Annotated in this window: 14 protein-coding genes; 5 read left to right on the forward strand and 9 right to left on the reverse strand. The window is 69.9% G+C overall.

The genetic code is table 11. The annotated features are described in order from the left end of the window. Positions 1–12 precede the first annotated feature (12 nt). The gene (locus tag LY40_RS03380) at positions 13–1,122 is read right to left on the reverse strand and encodes an NAD(P)H-dependent flavin oxidoreductase (protein ID WP_258935899.1); all 1,110 of its coding nucleotides are present in this window, start codon (positions 1,120–1,122) and stop codon (positions 13–15) included. 94 nt (positions 1,123–1,216) lie between these two features. Then, positions 1,217–2,833, reverse strand: a complete 1,617-nt coding sequence (locus LY40_RS03385) for an acyl-CoA synthetase (RefSeq protein WP_258935900.1) — start codon at positions 2,831–2,833, stop codon at positions 1,217–1,219. Between the two features lie 172 nt (positions 2,834–3,005). On the opposite strand from LY40_RS03385, the gene LY40_RS03390 reads away from it, so the two are divergent. Further along, on the forward strand, positions 3,006–3,794 hold the full coding sequence (locus LY40_RS03390; protein ID WP_183786405.1) for a crotonase/enoyl-CoA hydratase family protein: 789 nt from the start codon (positions 3,006–3,008) through the stop codon (positions 3,792–3,794). A gap of 99 nt (positions 3,795–3,893) precedes the next feature. On the opposite strand, the gene LY40_RS03395 is transcribed toward LY40_RS03390, so the two are convergent. Further along, a complete protein-coding gene (locus tag LY40_RS03395) occupies positions 3,894–5,486 on the reverse strand; it encodes an acyl-CoA synthetase (protein WP_183786083.1) in 1,593 nt (530 codons plus the stop codon). Between the two features lie 100 nt (positions 5,487–5,586). Here LY40_RS03395 and LY40_RS03400 point away from each other — a divergent pair, with 100 nt between their 5' ends. The 3 genes from LY40_RS03400 to LY40_RS03410 are packed head-to-tail and all read left to right on the forward strand — an operon-like array spanning position 5,587 to position 8,834. Continuing rightward, entirely contained in the window at positions 5,587–6,606 is a 1,020-nt protein-coding gene (locus LY40_RS03400; protein WP_258935901.1) for a Zn-ribbon domain-containing OB-fold protein, read from the forward strand. Positions 6,607–6,617: 11 nt separating this feature from the next. Beyond that, positions 6,618–7,670: a thiolase family protein gene (locus tag LY40_RS03405; RefSeq protein WP_258935902.1), complete on the forward strand. Its 1,053-nt coding sequence runs from the start codon at positions 6,618–6,620 to the stop codon at positions 7,668–7,670. A gap of 3 nt (positions 7,671–7,673) precedes the next feature. Then, positions 7,674–8,834, forward strand: a complete 1,161-nt coding sequence (locus LY40_RS03410; RefSeq protein ID WP_183786089.1) for a thiolase family protein — start codon at positions 7,674–7,676, stop codon at positions 8,832–8,834. Between the two features lie 371 nt (positions 8,835–9,205). On the opposite strand, the gene LY40_RS03415 is transcribed toward LY40_RS03410, so the two are convergent. Next, positions 9,206–10,432 (reverse strand): cytochrome P450, encoded by a 1,227-nt coding sequence (locus tag LY40_RS03415; protein ID WP_183786406.1) that lies wholly within the window; start codon positions 10,430–10,432, stop codon positions 9,206–9,208. Between the two features lie 233 nt (positions 10,433–10,665). On the opposite strand from LY40_RS03415, the gene LY40_RS03420 reads away from it, so the two are divergent. Further along, positions 10,666–11,826 (forward strand): steroid 3-ketoacyl-CoA thiolase, encoded by a 1,161-nt coding sequence (locus LY40_RS03420; RefSeq protein WP_258935903.1) that lies wholly within the window; start codon positions 10,666–10,668, stop codon positions 11,824–11,826. A gap of 83 nt (positions 11,827–11,909) precedes the next feature. Here LY40_RS03420 and LY40_RS03425 read toward each other — a convergent pair whose 3' ends face one another. The 5 genes from LY40_RS03425 to hsaA all read right to left on the reverse strand — a co-directional run bounded on the left by LY40_RS03425 (position 11,910) and on the right by hsaA (position 16,285). Further along, a complete protein-coding gene (locus tag LY40_RS03425; protein WP_183786093.1) occupies positions 11,910–12,650 on the reverse strand; it encodes an SDR family oxidoreductase in 741 nt (246 codons plus the stop codon). Positions 12,651–12,730: 80 nt separating this feature from the next. Beyond that, complete coding sequence (hsaB, locus tag LY40_RS03430) at positions 12,731–13,306, reverse strand: 3-hydroxy-9,10-secoandrosta-1,3,5(10)-triene-9,17-dione monooxygenase reductase subunit (RefSeq protein ID WP_258935904.1); 576 nt, start codon at positions 13,304–13,306, stop codon at positions 12,731–12,733. Next, complete coding sequence (hsaC, locus tag LY40_RS03435) at positions 13,303–14,202, reverse strand: iron-dependent extradiol dioxygenase HsaC (protein ID WP_258935905.1); 900 nt, start codon at positions 14,200–14,202, stop codon at positions 13,303–13,305. Before hsaC ends, hsaB begins: the two co-directional genes overlap by 4 nt. Next, positions 14,202–15,074 (reverse strand): 4,5:9,10-diseco-3-hydroxy-5,9,17-trioxoandrosta-1(10),2-diene-4-oate hydrolase, encoded by an 873-nt coding sequence (hsaD, locus tag LY40_RS03440; RefSeq protein WP_372497673.1) that lies wholly within the window; start codon positions 15,072–15,074, stop codon positions 14,202–14,204. The genes hsaC and hsaD overlap by 1 nt, the downstream gene beginning before the upstream one ends. Before the next feature lie 8 nt (positions 15,075–15,082). Continuing rightward, positions 15,083–16,285 (reverse strand): 3-hydroxy-9,10-secoandrosta-1,3,5(10)-triene-9,17-dione monooxygenase oxygenase subunit, encoded by a 1,203-nt coding sequence (hsaA, locus tag LY40_RS03445; RefSeq protein ID WP_183786099.1) that lies wholly within the window; start codon positions 16,283–16,285, stop codon positions 15,083–15,085. Positions 16,286–16,637 lie beyond the last annotated feature (352 nt).

Raw genomic sequence — 16,637 nt, forward strand, 5'->3', positions numbered from 1 at the left:
GGAAGCGGGCGATCAACCGTCGTCGATCCCGGTGAGCCGCTGCACGGCACCGGAGAAGCCGGAGCATAGATCGGCGACGACGTCGGCGACGGGGCGGACCTCGTTCATCCGGCCCACGATCTGACCGACGGGCATCGACACCACCGACGGGTCGGACGAGGCGTGGATGCGGTTGTGCGCGGGCGCCACGAGCAGGTTCTGCAACGGCATCGGCAGCGGCTGCGGGGCGTCCGGCTGCGACCACGCCTCCGTCCAGCGCGTCTTGAGCAGCCGCGCCGGCTTGCCCGTGTAGATCCGGGTCCGCACGGTGTCGGCCGACGTCGCCGCCAGCAGCGCCTGCTGCATCGGCTCCGACGACGGCATCGTCTCCAGGTACTCGCGGGTGCCGAGCCAGATCGAGCCGGTCCACACACCGGACGCGCCGAGCGCCAGCGCCGCCGCGGCCTGCCTGCCCGAGCCGATCCCGCCCGCGGCCAGCACCGGGGCCCGGTCGCCCACGGCGTCGACGATCTCGGGCAACAGCACCATCGAGGCGATCTCACCGGTGTGCCCGCCCGCCTCGTGCCCCTGTGCCACGACGAAGTCCACGCCGTTGTCGACGTGCCGAACCGCGTGCTCGGCCTTCCCCGCGAGCGCCGCCACCGGCACGCCCGCGTCGTGCGCCTGCGCGATGACGTCGGGCGGGGGCGAGCCGAGCGCGTTGGCGATCAGCGCGATCGGATGTTCCAGCGCCACCTCGACGTGCGAGCGGGCCACCGAGTGCAGCCACCCCAGTACGCCGTCGCGCCCCTCGCCCTCGGGCAGCTCGGGCACGCCCAGCTGCGCGAGCGTGCGGTCGACGAACTCGCGGTGCTGCTCCGGGATCAGCGTCTCGGGATCGACGCCTTTGACCTCGTCGGGCACCTTGGCCGGCATCACGACGTCCACGCCGTAGGGCTTGCCATCGGTGTTGGCGTCCATCCACCCGAGCACCTTGTCGAGCTCGTCGGCGTCGTTGAACCGCACGCAACCGAGGACCCCGAGCCCACCCGCGCGGCTGATCGCCGCGGCGACGTGTTCGGACGGGGTGAAGCCGATGATCGGCACGTCGATGCCGAGGGTGTCGCACAGGGACGTGCGCATCGCAGATCCTCCTACGCTGGGGGTGGCCGGCCGGACAGGGCGCAGCGCCGGGCCGCGGCACCGGGTGGCGCCGGCCCCGGGCCGCGAGCGCCGCTCAGGCCGCCGATTTCTCGGTGTCGGGTGTGTGGGCGCCGGCGTGACGCTGGGCCCACTGATAGTCGGGCTTGCCGCTGGGGAGCCGTTCGACCTGCGGCACGAGCCACACGCTGCGCGGCACCTTGTACCCCGCGACCGCGCCCCGGACGTGCTCCTCGAGCGCGGCCAGGTCCAGCTGAACGCCCGGCCGCGGTTCGACGACTGCGCCGACCCGCTGGCCCATCCGCTCGTCCGGCACGCCGATCACGAGCGCGTCGAACACGTCGGGATGCGACTTGAGCGCACCTTCGACCTCTTCGGGGAAGACCTTCTCCCCACCGGTGTTGACGCACTGCGATCCGCGCCCGAGCAGCGTGACCGTGCCGTCTTCCTCGTACCGGGCGTAGTCGCCGGGCACCACGTAGCGCACTCCCCCGGCCTCGACGAAGATCGTCTCGCTCTTGGCCGGGTCCTTGTAGTAGCCGAGCGGCACGTGGCCGCGCCTGCCGATCCGCCCGACCGCACCGGGCTCGGCGGGCACGATGGTGCCGTCGTCGTCCAGCAGTACCGCGTCCTTGCCGAAGTTGACGCGCGGGCCCGCCGAATGGTCGTCCTCGCGCCCCATCATCCCGATGCCCGTGAAGCCGCTCTCGGAGGAGCCGATCGCGTCGGTGAGCACGAGGTTCGGGAACTCGGTGAGGTACTCCTGCTTCACGGACTGCGAGAACAGCGCCGCGTGACTGGAGACGGCCACGACCGACGAGGCGTCGTACGAGCCGGCGCGGTAGGCGTCGAGCAGCGGCCGTCCCATGGCGTCCCCGACGATCGTGAGCACGTTGACCCGGTGCCGCTCGATCGCGCGCCAGACCTCGTCCGCGTCGAACTGCGGCACGAACACGACCGTGCCGCACGCGAACAGCGCTCCGAACGCCGCCCACTGCGCCGCGCCGTGGATCAACGGTGCCGCGGGGAGACGCACCATCGCGCCGTCACGGCCCTGTTCGGCGAGGGCCCACTCGTCGGGCACGTACTCGCCGGTGATGAAGTCGATACCACCGCCCAGCGCGCGGAAGACGTCCTCGTGGCGCCACATGACGCCCTTCGGGTACCCGGTCGTGCCGCCGGTGTAGAGGATGTAGAGATCGTCGCCGCTGCGCTGCGGGAAGTCACGCTCCGGTGAGCTTCCCGCGACGGCGTCCTCGTACCGGACCGCGCCGGGCGCCGCCTCGGTGTCCGTGCCGTCCTCGATGACGAAAACGTGTTTCAGTTTCGGTAGCGAGGGCAGGACCGTCGCGACACGGTCGGAGTACTGCCGCTCGTACATCAGCACGGCGACGTCGCCGTTGTCGAGCAGATAACTCAGCTCGGCCTCGACGTAGCGATAGTTGACGTTGATCGCGATGGCGCGGAGCTTGTACGCCGCGAACATCGTCTCGATCATTTCCAGTGAGTTCCGCGAGTACACGCCGATGTGATCACCCTTGCCGACCCCGATGGACGCCAGGTGGTGCGCGAGCCGGTTGGCCCGCTCGTCCAGTTCGGTGTAGGTCAGGCTCCGGTCACCACAGACGACCGCGGTGCGATCGCCCGCGACGTCGACGGCGTGCTCCAGCAGGTCTGCGATGTTGAAGGCCACGACGAACAAACTAGAACATGTTATCGTTCTGGGCAATGGTTTCTGGGCAATGATGGAGTTCCGCAGAACCGATCCCGGACCTGCCACGGCAGGCGAGTCCGCACCGGCCACGCCGGTGCCCGCGGCGACCGCGCACCCCCGGCGCCGCATCCCGACCGGCGAAAGGACGTACATGACCGAGGCGCACGCTCTGGTGGAACAACGGGGACACACCCTCGTGGTGACGATGAACCGACCGGAAGCGCGCAATGCGCTCACGGCCGACATGCTCGCGATCATGGCCGAGGCCTGGGACCGGGTCGACGAGGACGCCGAGATCCGCAGCTGCGTGTTGACCGGCGCGGGCGGCACCTTCTGCGCAGGCGCGGACCTGAAGGCGATGAACAGCAACCGGCCCTCGGACGCGTTCGACAAGGGCACGTTCGACCCGAGCCGCATGGACGGCCTGCTCAAAGGCCGCAGGCTGACCAAGCCGCTCATCGCCGCCGTCGAAGGCCCCGCGATCGCAGGCGGCACCGAGATCCTCCAGGGCACCGACATCCGGGTCGCGGGTGAGAGCGCGAAGTTCGGCGTCTCCGAGGCGCGCTGGGGGCTGTTCCCGCTCGGCGGGTCGGCGGTACGCCTGCCGCGGCAGATCCCCTACACGGTCGCCGCGGAGATCCTGCTGACCGGCAGGCACGTCACCGCCGCCGAGGCACGGGACATCGGCCTGGTGGGCCGCCTCGTCCCCGACGGCAGTGCCCTGGACACGGCGTTGGAGATCGCCGACACCATCGCCGCGAACGGCCCGCTCGCGGTGCAGGCCATCCTCCGCACGATGCGCGACACCGAGGGCATGCACGAGGAGGAGGCCTTCAAACTGGAGTCCCAGTACGGGGTCGGCGTGTTCGCGAGCGAGGACGCCAAGGAGGGCCCGCGCGCGTTCGCCGAGAAACGCACCCCGAACTTCCGCGCCCGCTGACATGCGAAACGCCCCCGGGGCGCCCCGGGGGCGTTTCGCATGGGACACAGAGGCGGGTGCTCGACCTCGACGAATCTCGAGGCCGAGCATCCGGATAGCTCAAATGGCGCGGCTGCGGCCCTCCCAGTACGGATCACGCAGGCGCCGCTTGTACAGCTTGCCGTTGGGGTCGCGCGGCAGGCTGTCGCGGTAGTCGATGCTCTTCGGCAGCTTGAACTTCGCCAGCCGCCCGCGGGCGTAGTCCAGGAGCTCCTCGGTCAGCGCGGCCGAACCGTCGACGCCCTCGGCGGGCTGCACGACGGCCTTGATCTCCTCACCCCAGTCGTCGTGCGGCACACCGAACACGGCGACGTCGGCGACCTTGGGATGCACGGCCAACTCGCCTTCGATCTCGGCGGGATAGATGTTCACACCACCGGAGATGATCATGTCGCTCTTGCGGTCGTGCAGGTACAGGTACCCGTCCTCGTCGAGGTGACCGACATCGCCGAGCGTGAACAGCTCGCCGACCTTCGCGCGCTCGGTCTTGTCCCGGTCGTTGTGGTACTCGAACCGCGAGCCGCCCATCTGCAGGTAGACCGACCCCGTCTCCCCCGCGGGCAGCTCGTTGCCGTCGTCGTCGAGGATCTTCACGGTGGAGTTCGGCCACGGCCTGCCCACCGAGCCGGGCTTGCGCAACCACTCCGTGCCGCTGATGACGGTCCCGCCGCCCTCGGTCGCGGCGTAGTACTCGGTGACCACCGGGCCCCACCAGTCGAGCATCCGCCGTTTGATCTCGTCCGGACACGGAGCGGCGCCGTGGATCATCACGCGCAGCGACGACACGTCGTAATGCAGGCGGGTCTCGTCCGGCAGGGCGAGCAGCCTGCGGAACTGGGTGGGCACCATGTGGCTGTGGGTCACCCGGTGCCGTTCGATGAGCCGGAGCATCTCCTCGGGGTCCCACCGGTCCATCAGCACCGCCGGATGCCCGAGCTGGATGGAGATCGCCACGAAGTTGAGCACGGCGGTGTGGTAAAGCGGCGAACCGCACAGGTGCACGTGCCCGTCGAAGGGTTCGATGCCGAAGATCGCGAAGAACCCGCGGTTGGCCGGTGACACCTCGTCGGGATCCGCTCCCGTCAACGGGCGCCGAACCCCCTTCGGCTTACCGGTCGTGCCGGAGGTGTAGAGCATCGGCGAACCGGCCGTGCGCCGCGGCGGCCTACCGTCGCCCTCGCCGGCGCCGAGCTCTTCGACGCGGCGGAAGCCGTCCACGGAGCCGACGGCGAACCTGCAGCGGGCGTCGAGACCCGCCTCGTCGGCGGCGGCGACGGCGGTGTCGGCGAACCGCTCGTGCACCAGCAGGGCTTTCGCCCCCGAGTCGGTGATCAGATACGCCACCTCGGGGCCCGTCAGGTGCCAGTTCGCCATGACCACGTACAGGCCCGACTGGATCGCCGCGAAGTAGGCGGCGACGAGCTCGACCCCGTTCGGTTGCAGCACCACGATGGCGTCCCCGGTCTCCAGGCCGAGCGCCTGCAGACCGCGGGCGTACGTGTTCGCCTTGGCGGCCAGCTGCCCGTAGGTGACCTCGGTGCCGTCGGGATCGACGGCGGCGGTCAGCTCGGGACGTTCGGCGGCGATGTTCCACAGTCCGACGGTCTCGGCGGGGCGGTCGGTCGCGGGGCGCGCAGCATTCGTCGAGGTCATATCCGCGAATCTAGAACTCGTTCCACATTTGGGCAACCCTCTCCGTTGCAACATAGGAACGGGTTGCCGAACATATCGAGAACGTGTTTCACTTTCTTGCGTGACTGCTGTCGAATCCGAACCAGCCGAGACGCCAGAACAGCCGTTGTCCGCCCCGCTCGACATCGGCTTCGACTACACCCGTTCGGTCGGCCCCGTACTCGGGCGGTTCATGACCGCGCTCGCGCAGCGCCGCATTCTCGGCGTCCGCGGCTCCGACGGCCGGGTCCACGTACCCCCGGTCGAATACGACCCCGGCACCGCCGAACCGCTCGAGGAGCTGGTCGACGTCGAGGCCGAGGGCACGGTCGTGTCGTGGTCGTGGGTCGCCGACCCGCTGCCCGGTCAGCCGGTGCAGCGGCCGTTCGCCTGGGCACTGATCCGCCTCGACGGCGCCGACACCGCCCTGCTGCACGCCCTCGACACCGGCGGCGACCCGGCGTCGGCCCGTACCGGCCAGCGCGTCCGGGTCCGCTGGGCCGACGAACCGGTCGGGCACATCCGCGACATCGCCTACTTCGTGCCCGCGGCGGATCCGCCCGCCGACGCGGCGCCGACGGCACCCGCTCCCCCTGCGGCGAAGACCGACGCCGACGACGGCGTGATCGACACCGTCATCACCCCGGTGCACCTGAACTACACACATTCGGCCTCCCTCGAGGAGAGCCGCTACCTCAGGGCACTCGCCGACGGCCGGCTGCTGGGCCAGCGCTGCCCCGGCTGCCACAAGGTCTACATCCCGCCACGCGGCGCATGCCCGACCTGCGGCGTGCCGACCACCGACGAGGTCGAACTGCCGGACACCGGGATCGTGACGACGTTCTGCATCGTCAACGTGCCGTTCCTCGGCCAGCGCATCACGCCGCCGTACGTCGGCGCCTACATCCTGCTCGACGGCGCCGACATCCCCTTCCTGCACCTCGTGCTCGGCTGCGAGGCCTCCGAGGTGCGCATGGGCATGCGCGTGCGCGCCGCGTGGAGACCGCGTGAGGAGTGGTCCACGACGCTCGAGAACATCGCGCACTTCGAACCGACGGGCGAGGCCGACGCGCCGTACGCGTCGTACGCCCACCACCTGTAGAGAGGCCAGTCATGACGGAAGTCGCGGTGGTCGCGTTCGCGCAGGCACCCAACGTGCGGCGGACCCACGGCACCACCAACGGCGTCGAGATGCTCGTGCCGATCTTCGACGAGGTCTACACCCGCACCGGACTGTCCAAGACCGACATCGGTTTCTGGTGTTCCGGATCGTCGGACTATCTGGCGGGGCGGGCGTTCTCGTTCATCTCGGCGGTCGATGCGATCGGCGCCTTCCCGCCGATCCACGAGTCGCACGTCGAGATGGACGCGGCGTGGGCGCTGTACGAGGCGTGGCTGAAGATCCGCATGGGCGAGGTCGACACGGCCCTCGTCTACGGCTTCGGCAAGTCCTCGGCGGGCGAGCTGCGGCGCGTGCTCTCGCTCCAGCTGGACCCGTACACGGTCGCACCGCTGTGGCCGGACTCGGTAAGTATCGCCGCGCTGCAGGCCCGGCTGGGACTGGAGTCCGGCCGGTGGACCGAGAAGGACCTCGCCGAGGTCGCAGCCCGCAGCAGGCGGGACGCCACCGGAAATCCCCGGGCCCAGTTCGGCGGCGAGACCGATGTGGCGGCCCTGCTCGACTCCGAACCGGTCGCGGATCCGCTGCGCCGCCACGACATCGCCCCGGTGACCGACGGTGCCGCGGTCATCGTGCTCGCCGCGGCCGACCGGGCCCGCGACCTCACCGAGCGGCCCGCCGTGATCAACGGTATCGACCATCGCATCGACACACCGTCGCTCGGCGCCCGCGACCTCACCACCTCGCCGTCGACACGCATCGCCGGTGAGGCGGTCGGCACCGACGGAGTCGAGATCGCCGAGATCCACGCACCGTTCACCCACCAGGAACTGATCGTGCGCACCGAGCTCGGGCTCGGCGACGAGGTACGGATCAACCCGTCCGGCGGCACGCTCACCGGCAACCCGATGTTCTCGGCCGGGCTCGCGCGGATCGGCGAGGCCGCACAGCGCATCCTCGACGGCGACGCCACCCGCACTCTCGGTCACGCCACGAGCGGTCCCGCGCTGCAGCAGAACCTGGTCACCGTCCTGGAGAGGGGCTGACAGATGACCAAGCAACGCGCCGCGGTCCTGGGCACCGGGCAGACGCACCACCGCAGCAAGCGCACCGACGTCTCGATGCCGGGACTGCTCCGCGAGGCGGTCGACCGTGCCATGGTCGACGCGGACGTGACCTGGTCCGATATCGACGCCGTCGTGGTGGGCAAGGCGCCCGACCTGTTCGAAGGCGTCATGATGCCGGAACTGTTCCTCGCCGACGCGCTCGGCGCGAACGGCAAACCACTGCTGCGCGTCCACACCGCAGGCTCGGTCGGCGGTTCGACCGCGCTCGTGGCCGCGAGCCTGGTGCAGTCCGGGGTGCACCGCAGGGTGCTGACCGTGGCGTTCGAGAAGCAGTCAGAGTCCAATGCGATGTGGGCGCTGTCCATCCGGGTTCCGTTCACGATGCCGGTGGGTGCGGGCGCGGGCGGGTACTTCGCCCCGCATGTGCGCTCCTATCTGCGCAGGTCCGGGGCCCCGGAACACGTCGGGGCGATCGTTGCGGCGAAGGACCGCCGTAACGGCGCGCTGAACCCGCATGCCCATCTGCGCCAGTCCGAGATCACCGTCGAATCCGTGCAGGCCTCGCAGATGCTGTGGGATCCGATCCGCTACGACGAGACGTGCCCGTCGTCCGACGGTGCCTGCGCGATGGTGATCGGGGACGAACGGGCAGGTGACGACGCCCCGGCTCCGGCCTGGATCCACGCGACGGCGATGCGCACCGAACCGACCACGTTCGCCGGCCGCGACCAGGTCAACCCGCAGGCGGGCCGGGACGCGGCTACGGAACTGTGGCGGCAGGCCGGCATCACCGACCCGCTGTCCCAGGTGGACGCGGCGGAGATCTACGTGCCGTTCTCGTGGTTCGAACCCATGTGGCTGGAGAACCTCGGCTTCGCCGCCGACGGCGAGGGCTGGAAGCTCACGGAGGCGGGCGAGACCGCGCTCGGCGGCACACTACCGGTCAACCCGTCGGGCGGCGTGCTGTCGTCCAACCCGATCGGCGCCTCCGGCATGCTCCGATTCTCCGAGGCGGCCAAACAGGTCATGGGCCGCGCGGGCGACTACCAGGTGGACGGTGCCCGCACGGCGGTCGGCCACGCTTACGGCGGCGGCTCCCAGTACTTCTCCATGTGGCTGGTCGGCGCCGGCAAGCCCGCCTGATCCGCTCACCCTGTGCCCCGGTCGCCGACGTCGGCGACCGGGGCACAGCGCTGCGTCGGTTCCGGCACACCGCTGCGCCGGTCCCGCCGCCGGTTCCGACGCCGGTCCCGGCTCTCCGAACACACCGGCTACCGCGCCACACCCGCGCGGAGCCCGGAAGGCGCGCAACCCCGCGTGAACGCGACGCCGAGGGCCGGCGGCCGGACAACAGACGGACCAGCCACACGCGAGCACACCGCGCCAGGCGGCCGCCGGACGACGTGCGGGCACAGGGCCCGTGATGCCCGAACGCAGAACACGCGGTGCCGAACGCAGAACACGCGCGCACCCGGCGGGTGCGCGCGTGTTCGTCGGGTGGTTCGGCGGGCCGGTTACTCGTAGGCGACCTGGTAGTGCTTGATGCCGTTGAGCCAACCGGAGCGCAGTCGTTCCGGCGGCGAGACCTCCTGGATGTCGGGCATGGCGTCGGCGATCGCGTTGAAGATCAGGTTCATCTCCAGCCGCGCCAGGTTGGCGCCGATGCAGTAGTGCGCCCCGGTACCGCCGAAACCGACGTGCGGATTCGGGTCGCGCAGGATGTCGAACGTCTCCGGTTCGTCGAACACCTCGGGGTCGAAATTGGCCGAGCTGTAGAACATCGCCACGCGGTCGCCCTTGCGGATGTGCTGGCCGCCCAACTCGGTGTCGGCGGTGGCCGTGCGCTGGAACGCCACGACCGGTGTCGCCCACCGCACGATCTCGTCGGCGGTCGTCTCCGGGCGCGTGCGCTTGTAGAGGTCCCACTGCTCCGGATGATCGAGGAACGCCTTCATGCCGTGGGTGATGGCGTTGCGCGTGGTCTCGTTGCCCGCCACCGCCAGCAGGATGACGAAGAAGCCGAACTCGTCGGATGCGAGCGATTCACCGTCCACATCGGCCTGGACGAGCTTGGTGACGATGTCGTCGGTCGGGTTCTGCCGCCGCTCCTCCGCCATCGCGAACGCGTAGCTGACCAGTTCGGCCGAGGCCGTCAACGGGTCCACGTCGTACTCGGGGTCGTCGTAGCCGATCATCTGGTTGGACCAGTCGAAGATCTTCAGCCGGTCCTCCTGCGGGATGCCGATCAGGTCGGCGATCGCCTGCAGCGGCAGTTCGCAGGCCACGTCCTGCACGAAGTCGCCGGAACCCTTCTCCTTGGCGTCGGCGACGATCTGCCGCGCACGTTCGCGCAGGCCCTCTTCGAGCCTGTTGATCGCACGCGGCGTGAAGCCCTTGGACACGATCCGGCGCAGCTTCGTGTGCTGCGGCGCGTCCATGTTGAGCAGCACGAGGCGGTTGGCGTTGAGGCCGTCCTCGTCCATGTTCTCGTCGAACCGGACGATCGCGGTCTTCTCGCTCGAGGAGAACAGCTCGCTGTCCTTCGAGACCGTCTTGACGTCCTCGAGGCGGGTCACCACCCAGAAGCCGTCGTCGCCGAAGCCCGCCACGTTGTGCGGCTGGTCGTTCCACCACACGGGTGCGGTGCGGCGCAGCAGCGCCAGTTCGTCGAGCGGCAGTCGCCGCGCAAGCAGATCGGGATCGGTGAAATCGAAACCTTTGGGCAACAGTGACGTCGTCATGCGCCGGACCTCCGCGAGCAGCGTCATGGAACTCGTTCTACTCGCCGAGTGAAGCATACGGCGTTAACTCGGTGAAGAGATTGAGTGAACCCCGTTTACTGAATCGATTGGGATCAACTTGATCACGGACAGCCACCGAACAGCTCCTCCGGGAAAGGGTTGCGTGGTCACATTGATCTAGACAAGAACATGTTCTACTTTTGAAGGGAAGCCGACATACGGAGGAGTGTGACGTGGGCGATCCGGTCATCGTGGAAGCCGTCCGAACGCCGATCGGGAAGCGCGGCGGGGACCTCGCCGGTCTGCATGCCGCCGAGCTGCTCGGCGCAGCCCAGACCGCCGTCCTGGACCGGGCCGGCATCGATCCGGCCGAGGTCGAACAGCTCATCAGCGGCACGGTCACCCAGGCCGGCGAGCAGGCGGGCAACGTCGCGCGCACCGCCTGGCTCCATGCGGGCCTGCCCGAGGCGTGCGGGGCGACCTCCATCGACGCCCAGTGCGGCTCCGCCCAGCAGGCGGCACACCTGGTCACCGGGCTCGTCGCCACCGGCGCGATCGACGTGGGCATCGCCTGCGGCGTCGAAGCCATGAGTCGCGTACCGCTGGGGGCGAACGTCGTCGGCACGACACACCGCAGGCCCGAGTCTTGGTCGGTGGACCTGCCCGACCAGTACAGCGCGGCCGAGCGCATCGCCCGCCGCCGCGACCTGACGCGCGAGGACCTCGACACCTTCGGCCTCGCCTCCCAGCAGAAGGCGGCTGCCGCCTGGGACGAGGGCCGCTTCGACCGCGAGGTCGTCGCCGTCACCGCACCCGTACTGGGCGACGACGGCTCACCGACGGGTGAGCACCGGCTCACCACTCGCGACCAGGGGCTGCGCGAGACCAGCCGCGAGGCTCTCGGCCGCCTCAAGCCCGTACTGGACGGCGGCCTGCACACCGCGGGAACGTCGTCGCAGATCTCCGACGGCGCCTCGGCCGTGCTGATCATGGATGCCACTCGGGCCCGTGACCTCGGCCTGCGCCCGCGGGCACGCATCCGGGCTCAGGCACTCGTCGGCGCCGAGCCGTACTACCACCTCGACGGCCCGGTCCAGTCCACGCAGCGTGTGCTCGACCGGGCGGGCATGACGATCGGGGATCTGGACCTGTTCGAGGTCAACGAGGCGTTCGCGTCGGTGGTGCTGTCCTGGCAACAGGTGCACAAACCCGACCCGGACCTGGTCAACGTCAACGGCGGCGCGATCGCGCTGGGCCACCCGGTCGGCAACACCGGATCGCGCCTGCTCACCACAGCGCTGCACGAGCTCGAACGGCGTGACGGGGCGACGGCACTGGTGAGCATGTGCGCGGGCGGCGCCATGTCCACGGCCACGATCCTCGAACGCCTGTGACCTCCGCCCCGGGCGGAGCGCCGTCCCCTCCGCCCGGGGCGGACACCGACGGGGGCCGGCCCGGCCGCTCCCCTCGGTCGCGGTCAGCCGCGGCCGATGAACGGCATGCCGTTGGCCATGATCGTCAGGAACGGCACGTTCGCCGACAACGGCAGGTTGACCATGGTCAGCACCGCGTCGGCCACGTGGGCGGCGTCGAACGTCGGCTCCGGCTTGAGGCTGCCGTCGGCCTGCGGCATGCCGACGTCGGAGAAGCCACTGGTCAGCTCGGTGGCGGCGTTGCCGATGTCGATCTGCCCGCAGGCGATGTCGTGCGGCCTGCCGTCGAGGGCGATGGACTTGGTCAGGCCCGTCAACGCGTGTTTGGTGGCGGCGTAGGCGACGGTCTCCGGACGCGGCGTGTGCGCCGAGATCGATCCGTTGTTGATGATGCGCCCGCCCTGCGGGGACTGGTCCTTCATCATGCGCACGGCCTGCTGAGCGCACAGGAACATGCCGGTGAGGTTGACGTCGACGATCGCCTTCCAGTCCTCGACCGGCAGGGTGTCCACCGACCCGCGCGTGCCGGTCGTGCCCGCGTTGTTGAACAGCACGTCGATCCGGCCCCATCGCTCACGGACCGCGTTGAACAGCGCGGCGACCGAGTCCGGGTCGGTGACGTCCGTGGGCACGACCAGCGCCTCGGCGGACCCACCCGCCACCTCCTGCAGCGGTTCCCGCCTGCGCCCGGCCAGCGCGACTCCGTAGCCCTCGCCGAGCAGCGCCCGCGCGACCTGCCTGCCGATTCCTGTCCCTGCACCCGTCACCACGGCAACCTTCGTCATGGCTGCAGGCTATCCCCGCGGCCCGGCGCCGGTGCGGGCGTGGTCACCGGCCCCTGACCCCGGCGGTCCCACCTGCTGGGTCAGAACCAGTCGTCGGGCCGCGGCCCTCCGGGCATCGCGTCCGGCGCCGCCTCGGTGACCGTGTAACCGCCGCGGTAGAACAGCAACGGCCGCCGGGCCGACGCCTCCCCCAGCGCGACGACCCTGCCGATCACCACGTAGTGGTCACCGGCCTCGTGCACGGTCTCGACGGCGCAGTCCACCCAGGTGAGGGCTCCGTCCAGTAGCGGGGAGCCACTCGGCGCGGGTGTCCAGGACACCGACGAGAACTTGTCCGCACCACGGGAACCGAACACGGCGCTGACGTCCCGCTGCTCCCCCGCCAGCACGTTCACCGCGAACCGCCCGACCCGCTCGATCACCGGCCACGTGCCCGAGGTCCTCGCCGGACAGAACAACACCAGCGGCGGCTCGAGCGACAGCGCGGTGAACGACTGGCACGCGAACCCGACGGGTTCGCCGTCCTCGCACGCCGTCACGATCGCCACACCGGTGCAGAAGTGACCGAGCACCGACCGGAACCGTGCGGACACGTCCACCGCGTCGGCCGAATCCACTGCGCCCGTCGAATCCACGGCGTCCGGAGCGGAGGTCATGCCATGCCCACCGAGAAGTCGTGTCCCCACAGACTCACCGCGGTGCTCTCGCGGGCGATCCAGGTGTCGTCGTCGACCTGCCTGCCCTCACAGCCGAATTCGACGTCGAACCCGCCGGGCGTCTTCATGTAGAACGACAGCATCAGGTCGTTGACGTGCCGGCCGAGGGTGGCCGACATCGGCACCTTCCTGCGCAGCGCCCGGTCCAGGCACAGGCCGACGTCGTCGGTGCTTTCGACCTCGACCATGAGGTGGACGATCCCGCTGGGCGTCGGCATCGGCAGGAACGCGAGGCTGTGGTGCCGCGGGTTGCAGCCGAAGAACCGCAGCCACGCCGGATCTCCGTCGGCGGGCCTGCCCACGGCCTCCGGCGGCAGCCGCATCGAATCCCGCAGCCGGAAGCCGAGCACGTCCCGGTAGAACTCCAGCGCCGCCCCGTCGTCGTGGGTGGACAGCACCACGTGCCCGAGCCCCTGCTCACCGGTGACGAACCGGTGCCCGTACGGACTCACGACCCGGCGGTGCTGCAATGCGATGCCGTGGAACACCTCGAGCGTGTTGCCCGACGGGTCGCTGAACTCGATCAGCTCGTCGACCCCGCGATCGGCCGTCTGCTCGGCGGTGCCCTCCTTGAACGGCACGCCGTGGGCCGACAGCCGCTGCCGAACCTCCTCCAGACCGGCCGCGTTGGCCGTCTCCCAGCCCGCGGTCGCGAGGCGGTCGGCCTGGCCCGGCACGATCACCAGCCGCGCCGGGAAGTCGTCCATGCGCAGGTACAGCGCGTCCGGGTTCCGGCCCTCGCCCTCGACCATGCCGAGGACCTTGAGTCCGTACTCGCGCCACGCCGCCATGTCGGTGGCCTCGATGCGCAGGTATGCCAGTGAACGAATACTCATCACGTGTCCTCGAGGAAGTCGGTCGCGATCCGGTTGAACTCGTCGAAACACTCCAGCTGCGCCCAGTGGCCGCACCGGCCGAACACGTGCAACTGCGCGCGCGGAATCGTCTTCAGCGCCACCAGCGCTCCGTCGAGCGGGTTGACGCGGTCCTCCCGACCCCAGATCAGCAACACGCGCTGCCGGAGCCGATGCGCCTCGCGCCACAGCATGCCCAGCTCGTAGTCCGGCCCCGCGAACGAGGCGCCCATCGCCGCCATCGCGGCCAGCGACTCCGGCGTGCTCGCCGCGGCGAACCGCTCCTCGACCAGCTCGTCGGTGATCAGCGACTGGTCGTACACCATCACCCGCAGGAACTCCTCGAGCTTCTCCTTGCTCGGCCCCGGCGGCGCGGCGAATCGGGCGAGGTTCTTCACACCCTCGGTCGGATCGGGCGCGAAGAGGTTCACGCTCAGCCCGCCCGGGCCCATGAGCACGAGCCTTCCCGCCCGGTCCGGGTGGTCCAGTGCCAGGCGTACCGCCGTCCCGCCACCGAGCGAGTTGCCGATCAGGTGAGCCTTCTCGATGCCGAGTGCGTCCATCAGGCCGACGACGGCGGTCGAACTGTGCACGAAGTACTGCGGATGGTCGGTCGGTTTGTCGGAGCGGCCGAAGCCCGGCTGGTCGACGGCGATCGTGCGGAACGTCTTGGCCAGCTCCGGGATGTTGCGGGAGAAGTTGCTCCACGCCGACGCCCCGGGTCCGCCACCGTGCAGCAGGATGACCACCTCGGCGTGCTCGGTGCCCGCCTCGTGGTAGTGCAACCGCAGACCGTCGGCGGTCGTGACGTACGAACCCTCGCTCATGTCGCCCTCCTCGGCGGTGTCGGACATGCGGCCCCCTAGACCATCGCGTTCTCGACCGGCAGGCCGAACTCGCCGGTGCCGAACATCGTGTAGGCCCGCTCCGGATCGTTGGCCGCGTGCACCCGGCCCGCGTGCGCGTCCCGCCAGAACCGCTGGATCGGCGTGCCCGTCCGCAACGCGCGACCCCCGGAGTTCTCGAAGAGCCGGTCGATGGCGGCGATCGCCCGCTCGGTGCCACGTACCTGATCCCGCCGGACGCGCAGCCGGGTGTCGAACGGCAGCTTCTCGCCGCGGCAGGCCAGCTGGTAGAGCTCGTCGATGTTGTGGGTCAGCTGCAGCCACGCGGCGTCGATCTCGCTGGCGGCCTCGGCGATCCGCACCTTGGCGAACGGGTCCTCCTGCGACTTCTCCCCCGCATACGCGGCGCGGACCCGCCTGCGCTGGTGTTCGACGTGCGCGTCGTAGGCGCCCTGCGCCATGCCGATGATCGGCGCCGTGATCGTGCTCGGATGCACCGATCCGTACGGCAACCGGTACAGCGGCCCCGGATTCACCTGCTGTCCCGGGGTATCCAGTTTGGACGTGAGCAGGAAGCTCAACGTCCGGTGCTTCGGCACGAACACGTCCTCGACGAGGATGTCGTTGCTGCCCGTACCGCGCAGGCCGACCGTGTCCCACACGTCGTCCACCGCGTAGTCGGCTGCGGGCAGCAGATAGGTGCAGAAGTCGACGGCGTTGCCCTCGGCGTCGAATGCGGGCGCACCCAGCAGCACCCACGTCGCGTGGCCGCAGCCCGACGAGAAGCTCCACTTGCCGCTGAGCCGGTATCCGCCCTCGACGACGGTCGCCTTCCCCATCGGCGCGTACGACGAGGAGATCAGCGTGTCAGGGCCGGCACTGCCGTCGCTGCCCGCGCCGCCACCCCAGACGTCCTCCTGTGCCTGCGCCTCGAACAGGCCCAGATGCCACGGGTGCACGCCGAGGATCGAGGCGACCCAGCCGGTCGACCCGCACGCGCTCGCGACGAGCTTGACGGCCGTGTAGAAGGTGACCGGGTCGGCCTCGTAGCCGCCGTAGGGCTTCGGCTGCAACAGCTTGAAGAACCCGGTCTCCTGCAGGGCTTTGATCGACTCGTCGGGAATCCTCCGTGCGTCCTCGGCTTCCTGTGCACGCTCCCGCAGCACGGGCAGCAACTCTTCGATCCCGGCGATCACCGCGTGCGCGCCCTGCTCGCTCATACCTTCCTCGTTCCTTCTCCGCCGAACCCGGAGGTCCGCCTGCTCGGTGTCCTGCCGCCAGAGTAGAACACGTTCTTGTTTTTGTCACTGCATCGGGCCCTGACCAGGAGAGAAATCCGCCGAACACGGCGTCGCCAGGCCGAAACCATCGCGACACACCCCTGCGCGCCGACCCGCGACGCGGCGAAACGCGTTGCCGATCCCCGCTAGAACTGGAACACGTTCTCATCTATGGTAGGCGTCGTCGACCGGCATTCACTACGACAGGCACGTGCCACCGCCCCCGCCGCCCGCCGACGGGAGGAGCGGGGCATGCGCCACGGGCAGAGCAGCCCGGAGAGCTGGAGGTTCG

It is taken from the genome of Prauserella salsuginis (genome assembly GCF_024648885.1).
GTDB classification, from domain to species: Bacteria; Actinomycetota; Actinomycetes; order Mycobacteriales; family Pseudonocardiaceae; genus Prauserella; species Prauserella salsuginis.

Coding starts and splice junctions, on each gene's coding strand:
- LY40_RS03380 (WP_258935899.1), bottom strand. CDS start 1,122: ATGCGCACGTCCCTGTGCGACACCCTCGGCATCGACGTGCCGATCATC.
- LY40_RS03390 (WP_183786405.1), top strand. CDS start 3,006: ATGACCGAGGCGCACGCTCTGGTGGAACAACGGGGACACACCCTCGTG.
- LY40_RS03395 (WP_183786083.1), bottom strand. CDS start 5,486: ATGACCTCGACGAATGCTGCGCGCCCCGCGACCGACCGCCCCGCCGAG.
- LY40_RS03405 (WP_258935902.1), top strand. CDS start 6,618: ATGACGGAAGTCGCGGTGGTCGCGTTCGCGCAGGCACCCAACGTGCGG.
- LY40_RS03410 (WP_183786089.1), top strand. CDS start 7,674: ATGACCAAGCAACGCGCCGCGGTCCTGGGCACCGGGCAGACGCACCAC.
- LY40_RS03415 (WP_183786406.1), bottom strand. CDS start 10,432: ATGACGACGTCACTGTTGCCCAAAGGTTTCGATTTCACCGATCCCGAT.
- LY40_RS03425 (WP_183786093.1), bottom strand. CDS start 12,650: ATGACGAAGGTTGCCGTGGTGACGGGTGCAGGGACAGGAATCGGCAGG.
- hsaB (WP_258935904.1), bottom strand. CDS start 13,306: ATGACCTCCGCTCCGGACGCCGTGGATTCGACGGGCGCAGTGGATTCG.
- hsaC (WP_258935905.1), bottom strand. CDS start 14,202: ATGAGTATTCGTTCACTGGCATACCTGCGCATCGAGGCCACCGACATG.
- hsaD (WP_372497673.1), bottom strand. CDS start 15,074: ATGTCCGACACCGCCGAGGAGGGCGACATGAGCGAGGGTTCGTACGTC.
- hsaA (WP_183786099.1), bottom strand. CDS start 16,285: ATGAGCGAGCAGGGCGCGCACGCGGTGATCGCCGGGATCGAAGAGTTG.